We start from the raw sequence: 20,979 nt of genomic DNA, 5'->3' as shown, positions 1-20,979 counted from the left end.
TGATTTGAAATTTGAAAGTATGTTTAATATAAATTACGGAGTTTTGCCCTTTGGAACTCAACTATTTGGTTGGAATAATATTTTTTTGCTAGAAAGTCCGTAGAAACAACATCGAATACTTACAAATCGTAAGTTTGTAATAAAAAAGAATGAAATAAGTTGCATCATTTAAAAAAACAATAACATTGTCATAGATAACAGGGGGAATTTTTAATGTTGAAAATCGGTATTATTTTAGGTAGTGTAAGACAAGAACGTAATGGAGAACAAGTAGCACAATGGACATACGACTTTGCAACGAAGCGCAATGATGAAGCTGTAGAATATGAGCTCGTTGATTTAGCTGAATATAAATTGCCATTTTTAGGGGCAGTAGTTGCTGAAGCAGATCAAGAAGAAGCAAATGCAGCAATCAAAGCATGGTCTGAAAAAATCGCATCTTTCGATGGCTATGTAATCGTAGCACCTGAATATAACCATGCAGTAGGTGGCGCATTGAAGAATGCTCTTGACTACTTGAACCCAGAAGTAAATAACAAAGCAGCTGGATTCGTTGGATACGGTAGCTTAGGCGGAACGCGTGCACACGAAAACCTTCGTCTAATCCTAGGAGAATTACAAGTAGCAGACGTTCGTACAGCTCTTACATTTTCATTAATGGCTGACTTCGAAAATTTCTCAGTATTCAAGCCTGCTGATTTCCACAAAGATAATGCAAACGGAATGCTAGATCAAGTAATCGCATGGAGTTCTGCATTACAACCATTAAGAAAATAATAGAATTAAATCATAAGAGATGGTCAGCGGGGCAGGCTAGTGTAACAAGTAATATGTCCAAATATACTTAAGGCATATAAATTTATAATAATATTTTAATTGTTATAACGTAATTAAACCAACAATATTTAATTGGATATATATGAATTAAATATATATTGATAAATAAAAAATTCACAGGAGGAATACAAAATGACAAATAAAAAAGTTGCGGTAATTACAGGTTCTGCTCAAGGATTAGGTAAAGGAATTGCAGAAAGACTTGCAAATGATGGTTTTAATATTGTATTAACGGATATTAATGAAGAAGTGTTAAACGAAACCCTAACAGAATTTAAGAATAGAGGTTTTGAAGTTGCTGCTAAAGCAGGGGACGTATCAAAAGCAGAAGATCAAGAAGCATTAGTTCAATTTGCAGTAGACACATTTGGTTCAGTTAATGTATTTGTCAATAATGCAGGTATTGAAGGACAATTCGCGTCAATCACAGATCTTGATCCTAATAAACTAGATGCTGTATTTAACATTAATGTGAAAGGTACTTTATTTGGTATCCAAGCAGCTGCTAAGCAAATGCAAAAACAAGGTAACGGTGGTAAAATTATAAATGCTGCAAGTATCGCAGGCCATGAAGGTTTTGAAATGTTAGCGCCTTACAGTGCGTCTAAATTCGCGGTACGTGGTTTAACTCAAACAGCAGCTAAAGAATTAGCTAAAGATCAAATTACCGTAAATGCATACAGTCCTGGTGTCGCAGGAACAGGTATGTGGAAACGCCTAGATTCAGAATACAGTAAGAAATTTGGCACAAAACCTGGTGAAGTATTTGAATCATACAATGATAAAATCGCTTTAGGTCGAACAGAAGTGCCTGAAGATGTTGCGAATATTGTTTCATTCTTATCATCAAAGGATTCAGATTATGTCACTGGTCAAACAATCTTAGTTGATGGTGGTATGATTTATAGATAAGAAAAAGAAGTAGAAAAGAAGAGCAATCTATTGAAGATTGCTCTTCTTTTATGCGCTTGGCAGCGTTTTTCTCTGATGGGTGTAAGTCCATAACATGCCGTAGTGGCGGAAATGTATGAATGACTGGTAGTGCGGGTATATTTTGCCAATATGGATATTTGGTTATTTTCTTTCTCCTTTCGATAACATCTTTGTGATGGAAGGTATAGCAATTCTTATAGGCATTATTGGCTTTTTGCTCATACCATATGCTGTTCAATACAAAGAGGTATTGTGAGGAACTATACTTAAACAAATTGGTGCAATAACACAATAAGAGCAGTCGCCTTTTATTGTGCTATTTGGCAGGTTAGTACAAGAAGGACTTTGATAAAATTTAGGGGGATATCATTGAAGAAACCACTTCTCATTATGTTGATTTTTACATTAGTTTTTATGTTGACAGGATGTAGTTTCATTGAAAAACAAATTAAAGAACAAAATGCAGAAGGTATTATTAAGGATTATTATCAAGCTATTATAGATGAAGATTATGAAAAAGCGTTTGAACAATTACATCTATTTGATTATGATACTAAAACTGACGATAGTAAGTTATCCGAAGGGACAACAATATCTAATGATAAAGCAAAAGAATTATATTTAAAGAAAACTGAAGTATTGAAAGAACAAAATTATAAATTAAAAGACTTTGAAATTGCCAAGTTGAATATTCAGACGGACACACATTTTGGCATCATATAAAACTTCAAGTAGAATTGAATGGGCAGGAATTTGAATGGAATGAAGTTGCAGATATTTATAATGGGAAATTATTGATTGGTGAAAAAGATGACATGTATGTGAAATATCGTGATGGAAAAATGAATTTTGATATTGAGAAAGAAGTGGAGGAAGATGGTATTTAATATATAAAACAAACTGGTGCTTTACTACATTAGGTGGCGACGATTTTTTAATAATTGGTGCAATCCACAAAGAAGGAGAAGCACTTTTTTTGTCGAATTTATACATAGGGGCAGGTTAGCTGAAGATAAAACTAAAAAGTGCTCCAACGTTAGTAATGGTTGGAACAATTTTTAGTTAATTATTGTGCATTTGCTTCTTCGTTTGAACGTTTATTTCCTTTATAAATATAATAAAGAGCAATAATCATAAAAAGCAAAGCAAACCAACGCCTTATATCAAGAGGGATAATCATGCTATTAAACCAACCAAAATGGTCGATTACGACTCCACTAACTAGTTGACCGATAATAACAGTAATACTAGTTGCTATAACTCCAATTATTGGAACTGCAAAGACGTTAAAAAGTAAAAATAGCACTCCTAAAAATACCGCACTTAATTGCCAAATTGGTACGTTGAAGATAGCAAATATATCACCTTGACCAAAGAAGAGAATAATGATTGCTAAAAACATAGAGCCAGTTATAAAGGTTAAAAATGTAGTTTCAATTGTTCCTGCCTTACGGCTAAATGTACCATTAATAGCTGATTGTGCGCTTAATGTGATACCACCCAGCAAAGTGAATAAAATCATAAATATACCCATCTTATACCTCCTAGTTAACTAAAATAAGCGCTATTACCATTGAAATAACAGCAAATATTTTTTCTTTATTGATTTTGGCTTTCTTACTTCCGAGCCAACCAAAATGCTCAATAACCATACTCATTATTAATTGCCCAATAATTACAGAAACCATAGTTATACCAACACCAACAAATGGAACACTAATTACAATAGCTGTTAAATAAACAACTCCTAATGCACCTCCAAGGAGTGTCCATTTTGGAGCTTCAACCGCATGTGAAATCTTGCCTTTACCAAAAAATAACCATAGTATCCCAAGAATAATCGCACCCACAAAAAAATTATAAAAACTGGTTTCAAGCTCACCTATTGTTTTACCTAGTTCACCATAAATAGCTCCTTCAAAACTAAGGGCTATTCCTGCAAATAAAGCAAATATATATGAAATATAATGCATGATTTAACTCCTCCTATATCTAAATATCTAGAATTATCGATATAATAGAAAAAAACGAAAATCGGAATAACCTAGATTTCCGTTATAAAATATTCAGTAAATTGACGAATGGCTTCCTCATTTCTTCTATAATAGGTCCACTGACCATAACGAACAGATTCGAGCAAACCTGCTTTCTGCATCATATTTAAGTAGTGAGATACCGTAGATTGAGAAGATTTTGCTTTTTCTTGTATGTCCCCAACACATACCCCGCCTTTATAACTAACCTCCTTTGGTAGGTGAGCGCCTTGTTTAGGGAAGTGCTTCTCTGGTTCTTTTAACCACTGTAAGATGTTAAGCCGAGTTTCGTTAGATAGCATTTTAAATACATCAATAGGTTCCATAAGTCATATTATATCGATTTTTATCGATATGTCAAATTGTAAATGAAAGGACAAAATAGAATTATAAACCTTTAGTGCTATCGCGATTTTTTAAAATGAGTTTGTGAAGAGGTGTACTTAAACAAATCTGGTGCCTTTCTTCAATAAGATCTTCCATGTTCGGGGCAGTATTGTTCAAGAAGGATTTCTAAAGTTTTTCATATTAAGTAAATTTATTGTTGATAAAGGGGAATATAAATGAATGCTAACCAATGGAAAGCAGGAATTTTTCTATTTGATGATGTTGAAGTTTTAGATTTTGCTGGACCATTTGAAGTTTTTTCAGTCACCGCATTAGAAAATGGTGACAAGCCATTTGTTGTTAAAACTATATCAGAAAAAGGTAATCTAATCGTTGCCCGTAATGGTTTAAAAGTACAACCCGATTATAGCTTTGACAATATGCCAAGATTTGATATTTTAATTATTCCTGGTGGATTAGGTGCAAGGGAAAGAGAAATACATAACGATAATGTAATAACGTGGATAAGAAATGAAATGAAAAATGTTCAACTGATGACATCTGTATGTACTGGTGCTTTGTTGTTAGCGAAGGCGGGCTTACTTAAAGGTAAAATGGCAACAACTCATTGGGCAAGTCTTGAAAGATTAGAAACAGAATTTCCAGAAGTCACAGTTCAAAGGGAAGTTAAATTTGTTGATGAAGGAAACATAGTTACATCAGGCGGTATTTCAGCAGGTATAAATATGTCTTTTCATATCGTTAAACGAATATTGGGTCCTGAAGTAGCTCAAACAACGGCTAAAAGAATGGAATATGATATTGTTATCTAATCTTTATTGAACAAACGGGTGCGATTGCTGAACAGTGAGTAGTCTCTTTTTTACTAAAACCAATTAAGTAGCTCTATTGATTGAATGTAATAATAAACCCAGCAATCCTCATGTGAAAGGGGTAGCTGGGTTTTTAGTGGAATGTGCAATAGTGATTTTATAATGTACTCAAGTTCGTGTCCTCGTACATTCAGATTCTAATAAACCAACTTTTTACATCATTGATAAATACTGAGATAGGGTGGACTGAGAAAGATTGACTTTTTCTTGTATATCACCTACACAAACACCACCCTTAACCTCCTTTGGTAAATGTGATTGTTGTACAGGAAAATTTTTTTTAGGTTCCTTTAACCATCTCAATATATCCCTCTAGTACGTCTTGCTTGCATATTTATATAGAGCCTGCCATTATTGCAATATCGGTATATCCCGATATAAGGATAAGGAGGTAGATGATTCTGAGGGTAAGTGTTCTTGACCAAACACAGCTTTTAGAAGGAATCTCTGCTGAATCAACCTTTCCACTAACGATAGATTTAGCAGAGTACGTAGATAAAATTGAACATTTCCAAATATGGTAGGTAGATGAGATTCTAGAATATCTTGAAGATGAATCGTCAGACTCTCATCCATTTCGAGTATGAAAGATGACACCTATTATGAAGGACAAGCAAATTCTCCGGGTTTTAGGTACAAGTAATTACTAGACGCTAAAGAAGTTGGTAATGCAATAGCTTTCTTGGCATCTGACGCTGCTAGTGCAATTACTGGACAACCTTTAGCAGTTGATGTGGTTATAGTATTTGGTAGTATAATCTGTTTTTATAGGGATAAACTTATGAATGGCTCTATTCTAAGAAGGCTACTCGTAATACAACATTGGATTTTTAATTGAAACAAGAAAAATTCACTTATATATATTTGTTTATTTTGATATACAGATATACGCGAAAACAATATAAATATTGGAGGATATAAAAAATGAACAATAAATATGATAAGTTATTTGAACCATTTACTTTTGCATCAGGTGCAACAATTGATAATCGTATTATCATGTCACCTATGACGACTGATTCAGCTTTTGAAAATGGGATGGTTACGACAGATGAACATATCTACTACAAACGTAGAACAACTGGTCTTGGTGCAGTAATTACTTCTTGTGCACAAGTAAGAGAAAATGGTAAATTTGCAGGCTCGTTGAGTGCTGCATCAGATAAGCATATTGAAAGTCTTACAAAACTAGCGAAAACAATCCAAAGTACAGGTACAAAGGCTATCTTACAAATTTTCCATGTGGGTCGCATGGCTCCTTCAAGCTGGCTAAGAGGGCTTCAACCTGTTAGTGCCAGTGCAGTCGCGGCTCCGCGTGAGGGTGCAGAGACCCCGAGAGCATTACAAGATGAAGAAATCCGCGACATCATTAAGGCTTTTGGTGAGGCAACGAGAAGAGCGATTCAAGCAGGTTTTGATGGGGTGGAAATTCACGGAGCAAATACGTACTTAATTCAACAATTTTTCTCTCCGCATTCTAATCGTAGAGATGATCACTGGGGTGGAACGCTGGAAAAACGAATGAATTTCCCACTTGCTGTTGTTGATTCTGTAAAATCAGCAATCGAAAAACATGCTGACAAGCCATTTATTTTGGGTTACCGTATTTCTCCTGAGGAAATAGAGGAGCCAGGAATCACGCTTGACGACACACTAGCTCTATTAATGAAATTAAAAGAGCAAGGGCTTGATTATATTCATGTTTCAGTTGGTGATGTGATGCGGGGTTCGATTCGTAATAAGGAAAATGATACACCGACTATTAATATTATTAATGAAAAAATTGGAGATGAAATTCCAATTATTGGAGTTGGGCAGGTTGTCACACCAGACGATGCAATAGGAGCAATGGAAAAACTTAACATTCCACTATTAGCAATTGGAAGAGGGCTTCTTGTAGAGCCTGATTGGATTAACAAGGTGAAAACAGGAAAAGAAAATACAATTCGTACAGAGATTCGTCCGGAAGACAAAGAAGATGTAGCGTTACCTGACGCGATGTGGGAATATGTACAAGCTATACCAGGTTGGTTACCAATCGTTAAATAAGGTATTAATAAAAGAGTTGGTTCCAAGAATACGAGAATGTTTTTATTAAGTTAAATGGTGCGATCCACAAGGAAGGAGAAGCACCATTTTTTGTAATAGTGGCAGGTTAGTTGAATAGGGGGAATGAAAAAATATTCCTCTTTACTGTCGCATTAGGTAAAATCATCTCGAGAAATGCTTAGCAAAAATGCATGAATAGGAAGTATTTTTCTATCTATTGTGGGGATTCATCTGTCTTTTATTTTTTTGTTTCAGAGGTTAAATAATCAATCTGTTTCTGTATATTTTTATTATCTCCAGTATCACCTTATGAAGGGAATTTAAGATTAAAGTGAAATGTGCTGAGCATATTACTTTAATTTAACACATAATATCGGTATATTGAGATATATAGATTAATAGTATGACCTATTCATTTATTTACTGAATTTAGAAATGTTGACTACGAAAAATATTCTCCATATGTAACAAGATGTAGGGTGCCATATAAACTTAGAAATCAGCACAGATTTAGGGGAGTAAAATCCCAGTATATGAATGCTAGTATATAATACTAAAAATTTATCACTAGCTATTTGTTAATTTAATAAGGAGGACAAAATAATGTCAAAAGAAAATAATGCAACAAAAAAACAACTAGGTTCTATTCCAATATCCATACTTGACTTGGCTACAGTCAGTGAAGGAAGTACACCAGCCGATTCTTTTCGGAATACGCTTGACTTGGCACAGCATGCGGAAAGCTGGGGATATAATCGTTATTGGGTAGCAGAACATCATAATATGAAACCAATCGCAAGTTCGGCTACATCGGTTATCTTAAGCCACATAGCGGCTCGAACATCAAAAATTAGACTTGGTTCTGGTGGAATTATGTTACCTAACCATGCCCCATTAGTAATCGCAGAGCAATTCGGTACTTTAGAATCCTTATATCCTAATCGTATTGATTTAGGATTGGGTCGTGCACCAGGTACGGATCAATTAACGGCAAGGGCAGTAAGAAGAGACAGAACCACCGAGTTTCCTGAACAAGTGAATGAATTGCTGGGCTATTTTAATCCAGCTAAATATGCTCCAAATAATCCGGTAAAAGCTAACCCGGGTGAAGGTCTTAACATACCTGTATGGTTATTAGGTTCGAGTGATTACAGCGCAAGTTTGGCAGCCCAGCTGGGTCTTCCGTTTTCATTTGCTGGTCACTTTTCTCCGTCATACACATTCCCAGCTATTCAGGCATACAGAGAGAATTTTAGACCTTCAGAGATATTAAAGGAGCCATATGTCATGATGGGAATGAACCTAACAGCAGCAGATACCCACGAAGAAGCGAAATTCTTGTTCTCTTCAACAGAACAACATTTTCTCGGACTTGTTCGTGGGAATCCGGTGCATATCCAACCAGCAAGAGATATGAATACTGTTTGGAGTGAACGTGAAAGAGAAGCTGTCTATCAATCAATAAGTGGAAGTATTGTAGGTAGCCCTCAAACAGTTAAGGGACAACTCAAAAAATTTATTGACAATGCTCAAATAGATGAAATAATGCTGACATCTTATATCTTTAATCATGAGGATCGCCTAAAATCATATGAAATTATTAGCGAGTTTATAAATCAAAATTAATAAAGTGAAACTAACATTCAGTGGGGGTTTTCTGCTAGTTAATTTGGGATAAAATTCTAGGAGTGAATGAATAATGAGTACGGATAATCAAAACAAGGGAAAATCAAATCGTAAAGAAATTGGTGAGGTCTTTTCTCAGTTTGCAAAAGCGTATGAATCTGGTGACCTTTCGTCAATAAAACATTTATTTTTAAAGGATGCAAAAGTAAGTCTTAGTAATCACGGTAATTTCGAAGGTCGAGATGCAATTATTGAAGGATTATCCAGTTCGTTGGTCATTGCTGATATCACTCGCCATTATATAACGAATGAGTATATTGCGGTAGCAGCAGGAACGGGTCAGCAAAGTGCATATCTAACAGGAATATTTGCAGATGATCTTGGAGAAAGATTAGACCCAAGTTGGTTCAGTGGTCATTATGCTAATGCGTTTGAGCATACGGGTGAAGGCTGGAAAATCGCAACTATACGTTTTGAATTAGACTGGAAAGTCGGAAACCATCTAAGGATAAGGGAATGGGAAGAACCAAGAACTACACTAGGTTGGGATCCATTTGTGAAATTACCTACTATTATTAGTGGCCTTGATGCACCGTGGCATGTTATCCCTCATCCTGAAGAGAATTATTCTAATGAAGTTCAGATTTTAGATGTGTTTACTCGCTATACTTGGGCCGTTGATCGGTGGGATATTAGCCTGTTGAAAGATATTCTTACCGATGATATCTATACAGATGTCGTACCATTTGGTGAAGTAACTGGGCGTAGGGAATTTATGACGACACTTCAGACGTTTCGAACCGGGCGTGTGAATCTTCATCACGTAGTTGGTGATTATCGGATTGAAGTAACTGGCGATAAGGCTACAATGCAAGTGTATCGTTTGGTTCCGTACAATGTATCAAAAGAAACGCTAGACAGGAATATTTATGGTGCAACTTATAATTGTTCACTACGCCTGGAAGAAGGTGTATGGAAGCTTGAAAAATTCACCTATACAGAAGGAGAATTATTTGAAATTTAGTTTTATTTTTATCATATGAAGCAAATCCAAGTAGGGTACTATAAATGAAAGAAGGAATTAATCTTGAAAAATATTTCTCTATCTGTTTTAGATCCGTCATCGATTATAGAAGGAGGATCAGCAAAAGAAGCTTTGGAAAGCACATTAGATTTAGCAAAGAATGTTGAGAGGTTCGGATATAAAAGGTATTGGCTAACAGAACATCATAATTGGGCTGGAATGGCGAGCTCTGCATCATCACTTGTTATCGGACGAGTTGCCTCTGTTACGAACTCCATCCGAGTTGGGTCAGCAGCAACTTTATTGTCTCATTACTCTCCTTTATCTGTTGCGGAACAATTTGGGGTATTAGCATCCTATTTTCCCGATAGAATTGATTTAGGATTAGGACGTGCGCCTGGAACGGATCGGAACACTGCTCATGTGTTGAATCCTCAGACAGCAAACGGCCCTCAGTATGTAGATAAAGTTAAAGAACTGTATAGCTACTTACATGGTTCTGGAACGATTACTCAGGATGGCATGTTTGAGTTTCATGCTATACCTGGTGAGAATACGAAAGTTCCAATCTGGTTACATGGTTCAGGGACTTATAGCGCGGAACTGGCAGGACAATTAGGATTACCATTCTCATTTGCGAGTCACTTTGCACCAGATAACTTGGAGCTGGCCTTGAAAACATACAGGGATAGCTTTCAACCTTCAGATACTTTAGAAAAGCCTTATTGTGTAGTGGCAGTAAGTGCATTTGTAGCAGAAACGATGGAGGAAGCTTCCGAATTATCATCTTCTTTATACCAAAAGTATTTATTCGAAGCACGCGGTACACCGAGGCCACTTCAACCTCCAGTGAGTATGGATAAACTGTGGAATCTAGGATGGAGTAGTATTGAGAGGGCGTCTGTAGAATCCCAACTATCCGAAGCAATTATTGGAGATAGACAAACAGTTGAAAAAGGATTTGAAGATTTAATTCGTCGTACATCTGCTGATGAAGTACTAGTACAAGCAGAAGTATATGATCAAAAATCACGTATCAGATCCTATGAAATTTTATCAGAACTATTTGAGCTTCAAAAATAGTTTGGCCAGAAGATCAAAGTTAAAAAGTAGAAATCTTTCTGAGTTAAACCCCACCTCCAATTGTTAGACAGAACGACGAAGTGGGGGGTGGAGTTTGAAGAATTTATGTTTTATATTTTATTACATTGGATTGCCATTAGTTTAAATCACAATTAAATATGAAGAAACAAAAATAATCTCATATCTAAACGAGGAGACTTTAGAAGCGATGGGAGAACAACAGAAAATTAATGAAGAAAATCTAATAGATATATTTAAAGCATTATCAAATGTAACCAGGTTGAAAATTATACAAATGCTAAAGCAACCGGAAATGAATTTCCCACCTCAAATTCATATCCATAAGAAGGATAACTTTCCAGGAGGAGTCTGTGTAGGGGATATACGCGAAAAGGTAGGTCTGGGACAGTCGACGACCTCTCAATATTTATCATTGTTACAGAAAAGTGGTCTTTTAGAGACGAAAAGAATTGGCCAGTGGACCTATTACCGGAGAAATGAAGATGTGATTAAGCAATTAGAAAGTTTTATCGATAAAAAGCTGTAATATAATAGGAGGGATGAGATGAGTTTTAAACATCACAAGGCATTTAACCGGATGTATCATAAAGATATCCATTTTTGGTAGCTTATTTTTCATTGTTTCGAAGTGTGTTGTAAACCCAAGAGTCATTTTATTACAGTGGAACTCGCTCGTAAAATAAAGCATTTTGGATGATTCTGATTTTGGCACCATAAATGGAGGGAGCATGAAGTTAATGCCAAACCCTGTTACCTCCATTCCAACGATGGTGATTGAGTTTTGCCAGCAATCTATAGAGAGGATCGCCGAACACGGTGATGGCTGGATGCAATATCCAAGGAGTTTCGAAGAGCAAGCCCTATTAGTGAAAGATTGTGGTGAATTATCAGGTATGAAACAACTGGGAGTATTCAAACCGTTTACGCAAACCTTATATATCGACTTATTGGGAAACCCCAATGAACTACCAACGAAAGTCCCCTTAGGTTTTCGTTTGGGACGTAACTATTTGCTAGAACTACTATATAAATTTCAAGCAATTGGGGTAATCTATTTGGTATTCGTCCCTTATATTGCTAAACGGGCAATGGGTAAGATGATTCAGGAGATAGGAGAAAAGATTTTACCTAAATTTACTACACATGATGTTTAATGAATAGCCTGAGTGAGGGAGTTCGAATGGCTTCACTATATACCAAAAGTTGAATTCGTGTTCAAGAAAGTATTTAGATGCGATGGCATGGAACAGAACTGTAATGAATAAAACCAAAAAAGGAGTTTTTTTAGAATGGAACATTTATTTAGCCCTTATAAAGTAAAAGGATTGGAATTGAAAAACCGTATTGTTATGCCACCGATGTGTCAATACTCGGTTGAAAAGAAAGATGGAATTGCTACGGACTGGCATTACTTACACTATGTAAATAGGGCGATTGGTGGCGCAAGTCTTATTATAATTGAAATGACAGATGTCGAAGGTGATGGCCGTATTACAGACTATGACTTAGGATTATGGTCAGATGAGCAAATTCCTGCTTTAGCAAGAATTGTAGAAGCTTGTCAGCGATATGGAGCAAAAGTTGGTATTCAAATCGCTCACGCTGGACGTAAGGCAGAAGACGCTGCGGTGCCAGTTGCGCCTTCTGCTATTCCATATGATGAAGATTCAAAAATACCGAGAGCCTTGTCAACGGAGGAAGTAAAGGAAATGGTTGAGAAGTTTCGTGAGTCTGTACAACGCGCCATTAAAGCAGGAATAGATACCATTGAAATTCATGGTGCTCATGGTTATTTAATTCATCAATTCCACTCTCCTTTGACAAATAAAAGAGACGATGAATATGGAAAAGATCCCACTAAGTTCGGGCGAGAAGTTATTGAGTCAGCAAAAGCTGAAATGCCAGAAGATATGCCGTTAATAATGCGTTTATCCGCCAAAGAATATGCACAAGGTGGATATGGAATCAAGGAAAGTATCGGGTTGGCAAAAGAATACCAAAAAGCAGGAGTGGACATCTTCCATATCTCTTCCGGTGGTGAAGGTCCTCTGGGTACCGCTGGAACGTTTGGAAGACCTGGTACACATGGTGGCTATCAAGTACCGCTAGCTGGAGAAATTAAGAAGGACCTGAATGTTCCGGTTATTGCAGTTGGAAGATTGGATGACCCAACATTGGCAAACGCTGTTATTGGAAATGAAGAGGCAGACCTTGTAGCTGTCGGACGAGGAATGTTACGAAACCCTCATTGGGCATTGGAAGCTGCGGTTCAATTGAACAAAGAGACTGAGGTACCAAGTCAGTATATGGCTAGTTTTAGAAGCTTGAAAAACGTAAACAGAAAATAATTTTGAATGCTTTTCCTTTGTATATTCTGTCTTAAAAAATAAGTGAGTTCTAGGTATTCTATGAGTTACTTTTAAAAATCAAAGTTGGCGAAAAATCCTGAAATTGGAGATGAAATGTTCCGAGTGTTTCCGACCACACATGCTCGTAAATTTAATCTTCTCATGCCTTTTGTTGAAGAAAAGTTAAGTCATTATGGGGGTTGGAAAAAAGAGGGGACTTATTTTTTTGATGGAGTAGAAGTACATGGAGCGAATACCTACTTGATTCAACAGTTTTTCTCTCCACATTCTAATCGCAGAAATGATCACTGGGGTGGATCACTTGAAAAACGTATGAATTTTCCACTTGCTGTTGTACAAGCTGTAAAAGCAGCTATTGAAAAATACGCGGACAAGCCATTTATTTATGGTTACCGTATTTCTCCAGAAGAATTAGAAGAACCAGGAATTACACTTGATGATACATTGACTTTATTGCTGAAATTAAAAGATCAAGGACTTGACTATATTCATGTTTCAATTGGAAATGTAGCACAGAGTTCTATTCGTGATAAGGAAAATAAAACTCCAGTCATCAATATTATTAAAGATAAGCTTGGAAACAATATCCCTATTATTGGTGTTGGCTCTATAGTAACACCAGATAATGCCTTACAAGCATTGGATCAACTTGATATTCCACTTGTGGCAATCGGAAGAGGGCTTATTATAGAGCCTGATTGGATTCAAAAAGTGAAAGCAGGAGAAGAAGATACAATTCGTACTGAGGTTCATATGGAAGATAGTAAGGATTTAGCGTTACCTGATGCTATGTGGGAATATATAGAAGCTAGACCTGGCTGGTTACCAATAGTCAAATAAGTATATTTAAAAAATGACTGTACTTTAATGAAAAATGTGGTGTGTTTGATGTTTGGGATATTCCAGAGGCTGCACACTATTGATAAAGCGCATTTTTGGCTAAAAAGCTAGCAGTAGATATCCATCCATTTACACTGATTAACTAACGGTTCTCTATTACTCCTATTCATTGGACTTTCTCAGTACGATGACAATATGATTACCTTTACTCCGTTTGGTTGGGGATTGTTAATATATACAGCATTGCTTTCAGCTGTTTCATTTGTACTTTGGTATTCTGGTTTGAAGTATAACAAGGCTTGTGAAATAAGTATTTATAAATTTTTAATACCTGTTTTCGGCGCCATTTTGTTAGCTATTTTAATTCCAGAAGAAACGATGAATTGGTTTATCGTAATAGCATTAGTTCTAGTTGTAACAGATATTATTACAGTTAACATTAAATCCATTATTAGATAGATCGCTAATTACATTAATACAGAGTTTCGTGCAATATACCTTACAACAGATACTTTTTGAAAGGTATTTCAAGAATAGGGAAATTTAGATTGAACCACCATCTTTATTTTTCATTATATGTTTAGCAAGTATTACATTCTTCCACTAAATGGTGCAAAAGAAAAAGACAATCCAAATTCGATTGTTTTTTTCTTTTGCTAATAATGTTAGGAATATTATGTTAATGTTAAATAAAAGGCTGTTGAGCTATCTGGCAGTTTAGTGAAAGAGGAAAATGAAACTTTAATATTAGTATTACTTATAAGTTATTAGGGGGTATATAGTGTGAAATGGTCTTTATATCAGATACTAATGATTTCTTTAATTGTGGTGTCTATGTGGTCGTTAGAATACATAAGTGGAAATAGAACTACTCAACCAATGTCTGGGGAGTGGACGGCTGTAAATTCTGCATACGGCACTTTCTTCATTGTTGCATTGGTTGTAACCTTTTTTTATTTAATATTTTTATTTGAGGCGAAAAAAGAAAAAAGCTTCCTTAATCATCCAATTTGGGCTATTATGCCAAAAATTTCTGTTATTGTAGGTATCTTATCGACTATTCTGTTTATAATTGGGGGAACTATCGGTCCCGTTATGACTTGGGTAGAACAATGGCGTTCCCTACTTTATGTATTTTTTGTTTATTTCCTTTTTTTAATTTTCCTGTTTATTTTTTCAATTGAACACAAAAATCAAAGGTCTCCTCAACAAAGCAAAAAATCTATACATTTTTCTTTTGTTTGGACTCTTTTGTTGTTCTTTGTTCTATTTTTTCTATTCTAAGTACAAATGTAAACAAAAAGTGAATAACTTCACTTAAACAAACTGGTGCGATTGCTGAAGAAGGTGCAGTCGCTTTTTCGCTAATTTAGCAGGATTGTTGAAGAACAAGATTTGAATATAATGCCTTGTGAAACCAACTTGCATTATTGATCGTATTACTTATAGAGGAGGAAATTATATGAAGAAACATACGTGTAAATTATTAGCAATCGCTTTATTAACTTCACTTCTATTATTTATGGTTGGATGCACTGAAAACACAGAAACAAAAGTACAAGATGAAAATATACAGACAATTGAAGCTGTATTACAGAATGCTCTTACAGGTCCAGATGATGAATTAAAGGAAATATTTAATGGTGAAGGATCTAGTATCGAAGATTTACTGCAATATGATAAAGACCATTTTGAAGATTATTTTGCAAATGAAACTTCCTATATGGAATTTGTAAATAACAATAATGGTTCTGGAATACTGATTGAAGCAATGAAATATGATTACAACTTTAAGGTAATAAATATCGAATATGAGAAAACAGAATCTGAAGAGATAATTTATGATTTCACCGTAGAATTACAGTACCAAAAAGAAGGCAGTGAATCATCAGAAGTTGAAACGGTGACTGGGCAAGCGAATTTAAATGAAGAACATAAAATAGAAGATATGTTAATACGAATAGGTGATTTTTTGGGTTTCTTGATTAATTAAAGTAATTTCATTAACTGGTACGATTGTTCAATAAGGGCAATTGCTCAATTTATAATGGGGGTATGATGTGTTGAAAAAATTATCTCTTGTTGGGAAAATCAATTTTGTGCTAGGAATCATTTTTTTATTATTAGGGATTTACTTATTTATACAAGAGCTTTCTGCAGGTTTTTCATTAAAAGATTTTCCTCAATCAATTGCTTTTATTCTTATTGGAATAACTATATTTTTATCAGCATCTTTTTACAAAAAGGAAGGGTAACTAACAGACTTGATATTCAACAAACTGGTTCGATAGTAAAAAAAGGTGATTATTGACGGTCGCCTTTTTGGGGTGAAAATATAATAATGCTGTTGGAATATTATGTTAGTATTGAAATGTAGTGACGTTGTTAAATTGAATAGTGGGTTAGTGGAAGAGTCCTCTTTAATCCTTGTTCAGAAATAAGTCCAAGCTCTAAAGGAACATTTATGCTTGTTAAAATAGATTTTAAGGAGGTTTTAGAATTGATAACGGGATTATTGAAATATGAGGAAAAAACCTGTGTCTTTAAGTTACAAAATTTTACTCTTGAAAATGAAGAAATTGAAAATAGGGATAAGATTTTCATTGATGATATAGAGTCCCTATTTAATACAGATTCTAAAATTAGTAATACACCAAATCTATTAAAAGGAAATGACTTTGATAACGGAAAAGAAATTCATTTTAATGTTGCAGATATTATTAAAACAGGTGCCAAAACACACAGTGCTTCGTTATATTCATATATAATTTTTGAGCAGGAAGAGACATCATATGATGGAATACAAATCCATGCGGAAGAACTAAATTGGTTTCACAATATAAAACAATCATATTCATTTATGTATTCTCCAGATACCGGACAATCAGAATTAAAAATGGAACCATTCGAAAATACTGGCAAACAATTTGAATTTCACATTGAGGGTCAAACCATACAAGGTAACTTAAATATATCAAGAACTTATTCACATGTATCTACTATGCCCATCAAATTACAAACAGAACTGAATCTCTACTTTAAACCTACTAATGAATTTGAATTGGTTGAGAGATTAGCAAATGTAACTTACAGTTTTTTGAAATTTATTACATACAGGAAAAATATTAATTTCAAACATTTAATTCTAAAAAAGAAAAATGAAGAAGGTAAATATCGGAAGGTTGGAAGATTATATATAAAAGAATTAAAATCGCATGATACTGAAGAGAAAAAAATATTGCAAGAACGTTTAATTGATTTTCCTCTTTTAGAAGAACATTTAGGGCAACTATTTGAAAAGTTAGCTGAAAAAGATATATATATAACACATATTCCAGAGAACTCATTTGATAAAAACCTAATAACACCTGCTCGTATTATTATGATAACAGCTGGGTTTGAGTGGCAATTTCGTTTCACTTATAAAGAATTAAGTAAAGTAAGTGAAGAAAAATACAAGAATCAAAAGCAAGAAATTCTAACGTTTTTAGAAGAGAAAATAGAGGAAAATACCGGTAAGAAAAAAAAGTATTTTAAAAGCTATAGAAATTTATTGTTAAGGAGCAATATGACATTATCAGATAAAATTAATTGGGCGTTGAATGAATTTAGTAATGAGCTAAATTTGTTTATTAGACAATTATATAATTGGAATGGTGTGACTGAAATAAAATACTCGGATATTTCCGAACGAATAGAAACGCAGAGGAATAATATTGCACATGGTAATATTGATGAAGAATTTGATTCATATGTAATAATAGATTTGATAGTTTTAGAGTGGCTTTATTATGCAATGGTTTTAAGTGATGTAGGTATTTCTAGAGCAAATGTCAGATTAGCAATTAATAAGTTATTCAACCGTAGATTTGCTTTATAAAATGATAAATAACTCATTGCGAAGTTTAGAGATTAGTATAGTGATGCTACAAACACGGAGACAATAAAAATATACTTAAACTATCTGGTGCGAACTTTTAAGAAGGAATCGCACTTTTTTTTGTTGGATTTATACTATAGGGGCAGGTTAGTAGTCTTTAGCTCCTATTCACCTATCGGTTCAGATTATAGAAGATAGTTTATATTTTTAATGTTATAATATATTAAATATATTTATATTTTGCGGAGGAAATATGGAGCAAATACTATTATCTAAATATGCTAGAAAAATTTTTTTCTTCATAAGCGGCGTTTTATTTATACTTATATTATTTATAAGGTTATTATTAGTTCCTAAAGTTTCCATATATTTAAATCAGGAACTGATTATTATCTTCAATACAATTCTAGACGCAATACTTTCTACAGGAGTTAGTACTGTAATTATTGCTTCTCTTGCATTTTGGCTTACCCCTCGTGTAGTAAAAAAATCTCAAATGGATATAATTAATCCAAAAGAAATTAAAGATTATTTAGAGAAGGCAAGAGATACTGATGAATATTGGTTTGCGGGAGGAACTGGAAGATTCACAAGATCAAAGACTATACCTAAATTGGCTACCGATGCAAGATTCTCAAATTTTTCTAAAAAAATAGTATTAATCTTGATTAATCCAGATAATGATGGAGTCTGTTCAAGTTATGTGAAATATAGAAACCGAATTAGATCAGGCAATAAAAAAACATGGGATCATAAAAAAATAAAAAAGGAAATTTTAGCAACAATAGTGTCTGCTTATTCGTGGAAAAAAGAGCAGCCGCTGTTGGAAGTAACGATAGGACTAATAGATCATTATTCAATGTTTAGGATTGATTTATCAACGAACTTAGTCGTAATAACAAAAGAAGATACTAGTGAACCAGCACTAATGTGTGAAAAAGAAACATTCTTTTTTAAATCATACCTAGAAGATTTAAGGCTAAGTTTAAGTCAAAGTAATATTCTTACTAAAGATATAGAAGGCATTCTCTTTAATGAATTAAATGGGGCAAAAATACGGGAATTTATTACTTCCTTAGGATTAAATATAAGTTTACTGGATGATGATGACTTTAACGATATCGCTGAATTAGTAAAGAAAGGGGAAAATCCATATGGATACTGAATTAAAACATCTAACAAATAAACTGTTAAAAAATGAATCACCCGATGAAATATTAAAAGATTTTAAGGCCTATATAGAACAAAAGGGTAGTGATATAATATTTAATTGGCATCCATTAGGGTTTGTTCATTCTAAACTTAGCTATATTCCTAATATAGGTGATTTAAGGTTGCATGTTTGGTTAGAAGGTCATAGAAAAACTCAATTTCCACCTATGCCAATTCACGATCATATTTTTCAAGTGAATAGCTTTATCTTAGCGGGTTCTGTTACCAATCATATTTATGAGTTAGGAAGTGGTAGCGGTAATTTATATAGGACTTACAAAGCTGAGTATAGTAATGGTGGTTCGTTATTAAGCCCGACCGAGGAATTACTAACATGTACTCTCAAAAATAGTACTACTTATAATAAAAGAGATTTTTATAGCGTAGAACTAGGGGTATATCATGAGACAACTGTAGAGAATGATAATTTTGCTGCAACCCTTGTTATAGAAACTGAAAAAGACCAAACAATACAACCTAAAATCTTAGGTCCTACTAATAATAACGATTATTTTTATAAAAGAGAAAAATGTAAGGAACCAATTTTAAAATTACTAAAAGATAAATTAGATTAAAAAGGAGAAAGGTTGAAACTCTTGAAAGAGAAATATATGATATTAAAAATAGATAAATTAATCGGCGATGCGATTATGCAACCGAGTCAGTAATTTTTAATTCAACTAACTGGTGCCATTCTTAAATTACGAGAAGCACCGTTTTTTGTTGAATTTATAATAGGGGCAGGTTAGTAAGATTGAATGAAAAAGAAGTTATTATTATGCGAGATAGAGGTTCCGTTGGATTTAAATGAATGTATGAACCTATCCATAAAAATAAAATACAGTATATTGGATATAAATCTTTATTGCTTGGTAGTTTATATAAAGTAACCCCCTTCATTCGTAAGGGGGTAACATAACTATAAAGTGTCACTTCTATGAAAAAGCATTAGAAACAGCATGTTCCTTTTTAGGGATTTTAATTGGATATTCAAACCACATATTACTGTGTCGAACTTCGGATATTCCCATCATGTACCCTCAACGCGCCAAGCAAAGCGTTTCTTAATCTTATTGATTGCTTTATCTATCTCTGCACTCACTCGTGCAAAATCACCCTCATTCAGCACGTTTTTATCATGGATGTCATCTGCGCTATGCTTGCTGATCGTTTATTTCAACATGTTCATCAAAGTAATCATAATTGGCCTTTTCAATTTCCCTCGCATAAATCGAAGCTGCAGCATTTGCTTCCTAATGTTTGATTATGTCTTCCGTCAAATCAAGTTCTACTAAATCAATCAACGCATCAGGATCCCTTGCGAATTGAAGCATTCACCGGGATTGTATCTCCCATTATCCAGGCGGCTCCAATCTTCTCAATCAGAAGCTGTATAACCTTCTGACTTTAAAGACATTCCAACATTTAGCCATTCTTGATAATCTAAAATAGATGGGATCTATAAATTCTAGAAGTTTGATTAAATGTAGTTTATGTTCCATATGATAGTATCCTCTTCTTTCTTTGTGTTAGGATATAATCAATATTAACTGGAGGTAGTTTTATGAGTTATTCACAATTTCATTGGTACGATCACGAACAAAATAAAGTTGATTACGACGAATATTCAATCGAAGAACCTAGACAATGCATGCACTGTCTACAAACTGGAACTCAAATTAACCTAGGGTGCTATCGTACTACGGGAGGACATGATAACTGGCATGGCGTAGGTTTGTATGCATGTCAACTTTGTGGATCTACTACTATCCATTACCTGATTAATTGCGGTGATGATCCCTTTGAAAATCGATACAAACCATTCGCGTCTATACCGACTTACAAAGGAAAC

The 20,979-nt window shown here is 34.4% G+C and carries 24 protein-coding genes and 2 pseudogenes; 22 read left to right on the top strand and 4 right to left on the bottom strand.

Translation table 11 applies throughout. The features are described from left to right. Positions 1-213 precede the first annotated feature (213 nt). The 4 genes from ACHABU_RS20225 (at position 214) to ACHABU_RS20210 (ending at position 2,657) form a co-directional block, all read left to right on the top strand. Positions 214-777, top strand: a complete 564-nt coding sequence (locus ACHABU_RS20225; RefSeq protein ID WP_435766765.1) for an NADPH-dependent FMN reductase — start codon at positions 214-216, stop codon at positions 775-777. Between the two features lie 192 nt (positions 778-969). Further along, on the top strand, positions 970-1,749 hold the full coding sequence (locus tag ACHABU_RS20220; RefSeq protein ID WP_435766764.1) for an acetoin reductase: 780 nt from the start codon (positions 970-972) through the stop codon (positions 1,747-1,749). Between the two features lie 390 nt (positions 1,750-2,139). After that, positions 2,140-2,493 carry a hypothetical protein gene (locus ACHABU_RS20215; protein ID WP_435766763.1) on the top strand — a complete coding sequence of 118 codons (354 nt, stop codon included), beginning with the start codon at positions 2,140-2,142 and terminating at the stop codon, positions 2,491-2,493. Positions 2,494-2,507: 14 nt separating this feature from the next. Beyond that, positions 2,508-2,657 (top strand): hypothetical protein, encoded by a 150-nt coding sequence (locus tag ACHABU_RS20210; protein ID WP_435766762.1) that lies wholly within the window; start codon positions 2,508-2,510, stop codon positions 2,655-2,657. Positions 2,658-2,836: 179 nt separating this feature from the next. Here ACHABU_RS20210 and ACHABU_RS20205 read toward each other — a convergent pair whose 3' ends face one another. The 3 genes from ACHABU_RS20205 to ACHABU_RS20195 all read right to left on the bottom strand — a co-directional run bounded on the left by ACHABU_RS20205 (position 2,837) and on the right by ACHABU_RS20195 (position 4,129). Beyond that, positions 2,837-3,304 carry a DMT family transporter gene (locus tag ACHABU_RS20205; protein WP_435766761.1) on the bottom strand — a complete coding sequence of 156 codons (468 nt, stop codon included), beginning with the start codon at positions 3,302-3,304 and terminating at the stop codon, positions 2,837-2,839. Positions 3,305-3,314: 10 nt separating this feature from the next. Beyond that, positions 3,315-3,743: a DMT family transporter gene (locus tag ACHABU_RS20200; protein WP_435766760.1), complete on the bottom strand. Its 429-nt coding sequence runs from the start codon at positions 3,741-3,743 to the stop codon at positions 3,315-3,317. Positions 3,744-3,814: 71 nt separating this feature from the next. Then, the gene (locus ACHABU_RS20195; RefSeq protein ID WP_435766759.1) at positions 3,815-4,129 is read right to left on the bottom strand and encodes an ArsR/SmtB family transcription factor; all 315 of its coding nucleotides are present in this window, start codon (positions 4,127-4,129) and stop codon (positions 3,815-3,817) included. Positions 4,130-4,366: 237 nt separating this feature from the next. Here ACHABU_RS20195 and ACHABU_RS20190 point away from each other — a divergent pair, with 237 nt between their 5' ends. Next, entirely contained in the window at positions 4,367-4,963 is a 597-nt protein-coding gene (locus ACHABU_RS20190; protein ID WP_435766758.1) for a DJ-1/PfpI family protein, read from the top strand. A 216-nt stretch (positions 4,964-5,179) separates the two neighbouring features. On the opposite strand, the pseudogene ACHABU_RS20185 reads toward ACHABU_RS20190, so the two are convergent. Further along, positions 5,180-5,329 (bottom strand): annotated as a pseudogene (locus tag ACHABU_RS20185) (transcriptional regulator); the annotation flags it as partial. A 355-nt stretch (positions 5,330-5,684) separates the two neighbouring features. Between ACHABU_RS20185 and ACHABU_RS20180 the strand changes: the two are divergent. The 17 genes and pseudogenes from ACHABU_RS20180 to ACHABU_RS20100 form a co-directional block, all read left to right on the top strand. Beyond that, positions 5,685-5,861, top strand: a pseudogene (locus ACHABU_RS20180) (hypothetical protein); the annotation flags it as partial. A gap of 86 nt (positions 5,862-5,947) precedes the next feature. After that, positions 5,948-7,072 carry an NADH-dependent flavin oxidoreductase gene (locus ACHABU_RS20175; protein WP_435766757.1) on the top strand — a complete coding sequence of 375 codons (1,125 nt, stop codon included), beginning with the start codon at positions 5,948-5,950 and terminating at the stop codon, positions 7,070-7,072. Positions 7,073-7,675: 603 nt separating this feature from the next. After that, a complete protein-coding gene (locus ACHABU_RS20170; protein ID WP_435766756.1) occupies positions 7,676-8,698 on the top strand; it encodes an LLM class flavin-dependent oxidoreductase in 1,023 nt (340 codons plus the stop codon). Positions 8,699-8,771: 73 nt separating this feature from the next. Continuing rightward, on the top strand, positions 8,772-9,722 hold the full coding sequence (locus ACHABU_RS20165; protein ID WP_435766755.1) for a nuclear transport factor 2 family protein: 951 nt from the start codon (positions 8,772-8,774) through the stop codon (positions 9,720-9,722). Between the two features lie 63 nt (positions 9,723-9,785). Beyond that, positions 9,786-10,805: an LLM class flavin-dependent oxidoreductase gene (locus ACHABU_RS20160; protein WP_435766754.1), complete on the top strand. Its 1,020-nt coding sequence runs from the start codon at positions 9,786-9,788 to the stop codon at positions 10,803-10,805. A 208-nt stretch (positions 10,806-11,013) separates the two neighbouring features. Then, positions 11,014-11,352 carry an ArsR/SmtB family transcription factor gene (locus ACHABU_RS20155; protein ID WP_435766753.1) on the top strand — a complete coding sequence of 113 codons (339 nt, stop codon included), beginning with the start codon at positions 11,014-11,016 and terminating at the stop codon, positions 11,350-11,352. 202 nt (positions 11,353-11,554) lie between these two features. Further along, positions 11,555-11,980: a hypothetical protein gene (locus ACHABU_RS20150; RefSeq protein WP_435766752.1), complete on the top strand. Its 426-nt coding sequence runs from the start codon at positions 11,555-11,557 to the stop codon at positions 11,978-11,980. Between the two features lie 135 nt (positions 11,981-12,115). Then, complete coding sequence (locus tag ACHABU_RS20145; protein WP_087975003.1) at positions 12,116-13,174, top strand: NADH:flavin oxidoreductase/NADH oxidase; 1,059 nt, start codon at positions 12,116-12,118, stop codon at positions 13,172-13,174. A 114-nt stretch (positions 13,175-13,288) separates the two neighbouring features. After that, on the top strand, positions 13,289-14,035 hold the full coding sequence (locus tag ACHABU_RS20140; RefSeq protein WP_435766751.1) for a hypothetical protein: 747 nt from the start codon (positions 13,289-13,291) through the stop codon (positions 14,033-14,035). Between the two features lie 195 nt (positions 14,036-14,230). Further along, positions 14,231-14,494 carry an EamA family transporter gene (locus ACHABU_RS20135; RefSeq protein ID WP_435766750.1) on the top strand — a complete coding sequence of 88 codons (264 nt, stop codon included), beginning with the start codon at positions 14,231-14,233 and terminating at the stop codon, positions 14,492-14,494. Positions 14,495-14,818: 324 nt separating this feature from the next. Further along, the gene (locus ACHABU_RS20130) at positions 14,819-15,319 is read left to right on the top strand and encodes a hypothetical protein (RefSeq protein WP_435766749.1); all 501 of its coding nucleotides are present in this window, start codon (positions 14,819-14,821) and stop codon (positions 15,317-15,319) included. Positions 15,320-15,497: 178 nt separating this feature from the next. After that, a complete protein-coding gene (locus tag ACHABU_RS20125) occupies positions 15,498-16,028 on the top strand; it encodes a hypothetical protein (protein WP_435766748.1) in 531 nt (176 codons plus the stop codon). A 70-nt stretch (positions 16,029-16,098) separates the two neighbouring features. Further along, positions 16,099-16,290: a hypothetical protein gene (locus ACHABU_RS20120; RefSeq protein ID WP_435766747.1), complete on the top strand. Its 192-nt coding sequence runs from the start codon at positions 16,099-16,101 to the stop codon at positions 16,288-16,290. A gap of 245 nt (positions 16,291-16,535) precedes the next feature. Beyond that, complete coding sequence (locus tag ACHABU_RS20115; RefSeq protein WP_435766746.1) at positions 16,536-17,915, top strand: hypothetical protein; 1,380 nt, start codon at positions 16,536-16,538, stop codon at positions 17,913-17,915. 253 nt (positions 17,916-18,168) lie between these two features. Continuing rightward, positions 18,169-19,080: a hypothetical protein gene (locus ACHABU_RS20110; RefSeq protein ID WP_435766745.1), complete on the top strand. Its 912-nt coding sequence runs from the start codon at positions 18,169-18,171 to the stop codon at positions 19,078-19,080. Beyond that, positions 19,070-19,702: a hypothetical protein gene (locus ACHABU_RS20105; protein WP_435766744.1), complete on the top strand. Its 633-nt coding sequence runs from the start codon at positions 19,070-19,072 to the stop codon at positions 19,700-19,702. Before ACHABU_RS20110 ends, ACHABU_RS20105 begins: the two co-directional genes overlap by 11 nt. A gap of 989 nt (positions 19,703-20,691) precedes the next feature. Beyond that, positions 20,692-20,979: hypothetical protein (locus tag ACHABU_RS20100; protein ID WP_435766743.1), on the top strand; the 288-nt coding region annotated here is incomplete at its 3' end.

It is taken from the genome of Oceanobacillus sp. CF4.6, assembly GCF_051262635.1.
GTDB lineage: Bacteria > Bacillota > Bacilli > Bacillales > Amphibacillaceae > Oceanobacillus.
The sequence above is the reverse complement of the archived record's forward strand: the minus strand, read 5'-3'. Positions and strand labels throughout refer to the sequence as shown.

Bases quoted from the DNA above. Each gene is read 5' to 3' on its own strand.
- ACHABU_RS20220 (WP_435766764.1), top strand. From the start codon at position 970: ATGACAAATAAAAAAGTTGCGGTAATTACAGGTTCTGCTCAAGGATTA.
- ACHABU_RS20225 (WP_435766765.1), top strand. From the start codon at position 214: ATGTTGAAAATCGGTATTATTTTAGGTAGTGTAAGACAAGAACGTAAT.
- ACHABU_RS20165 (WP_435766755.1), top strand. From the start codon at position 8,772: ATGAGTACGGATAATCAAAACAAGGGAAAATCAAATCGTAAAGAAATT.
- ACHABU_RS20135 (WP_435766750.1), top strand. From the start codon at position 14,231: ATGATTACCTTTACTCCGTTTGGTTGGGGATTGTTAATATATACAGCA.
- ACHABU_RS20110 (WP_435766745.1), top strand. From the start codon at position 18,169: ATGGAGCAAATACTATTATCTAAATATGCTAGAAAAATTTTTTTCTTC.
- ACHABU_RS20205 (WP_435766761.1), bottom strand. From the start codon at position 3,304: ATGGGTATATTTATGATTTTATTCACTTTGCTGGGTGGTATCACATTA.
- ACHABU_RS20200 (WP_435766760.1), bottom strand. From the start codon at position 3,743: ATGCATTATATTTCATATATATTTGCTTTATTTGCAGGAATAGCCCTT.
- ACHABU_RS20125 (WP_435766748.1), top strand. From the start codon at position 15,498: ATGAAGAAACATACGTGTAAATTATTAGCAATCGCTTTATTAACTTCA.
- ACHABU_RS20175 (WP_435766757.1), top strand. From the start codon at position 5,948: ATGAACAATAAATATGATAAGTTATTTGAACCATTTACTTTTGCATCA.
- ACHABU_RS20145 (WP_087975003.1), top strand. From the start codon at position 12,116: ATGGAACATTTATTTAGCCCTTATAAAGTAAAAGGATTGGAATTGAAA.
- ACHABU_RS20105 (WP_435766744.1), top strand. From the start codon at position 19,070: ATGGATACTGAATTAAAACATCTAACAAATAAACTGTTAAAAAATGAA.
- ACHABU_RS20150 (WP_435766752.1), top strand. From the start codon at position 11,555: ATGAAGTTAATGCCAAACCCTGTTACCTCCATTCCAACGATGGTGATT.
- ACHABU_RS20155 (WP_435766753.1), top strand. From the start codon at position 11,014: ATGGGAGAACAACAGAAAATTAATGAAGAAAATCTAATAGATATATTT.
- ACHABU_RS20190 (WP_435766758.1), top strand. From the start codon at position 4,367: ATGAATGCTAACCAATGGAAAGCAGGAATTTTTCTATTTGATGATGTT.
- ACHABU_RS20170 (WP_435766756.1), top strand. From the start codon at position 7,676: ATGTCAAAAGAAAATAATGCAACAAAAAAACAACTAGGTTCTATTCCA.
- ACHABU_RS20140 (WP_435766751.1), top strand. From the start codon at position 13,289: ATGTTCCGAGTGTTTCCGACCACACATGCTCGTAAATTTAATCTTCTC.
- ACHABU_RS20195 (WP_435766759.1), bottom strand. From the start codon at position 4,129: ATGGAACCTATTGATGTATTTAAAATGCTATCTAACGAAACTCGGCTT.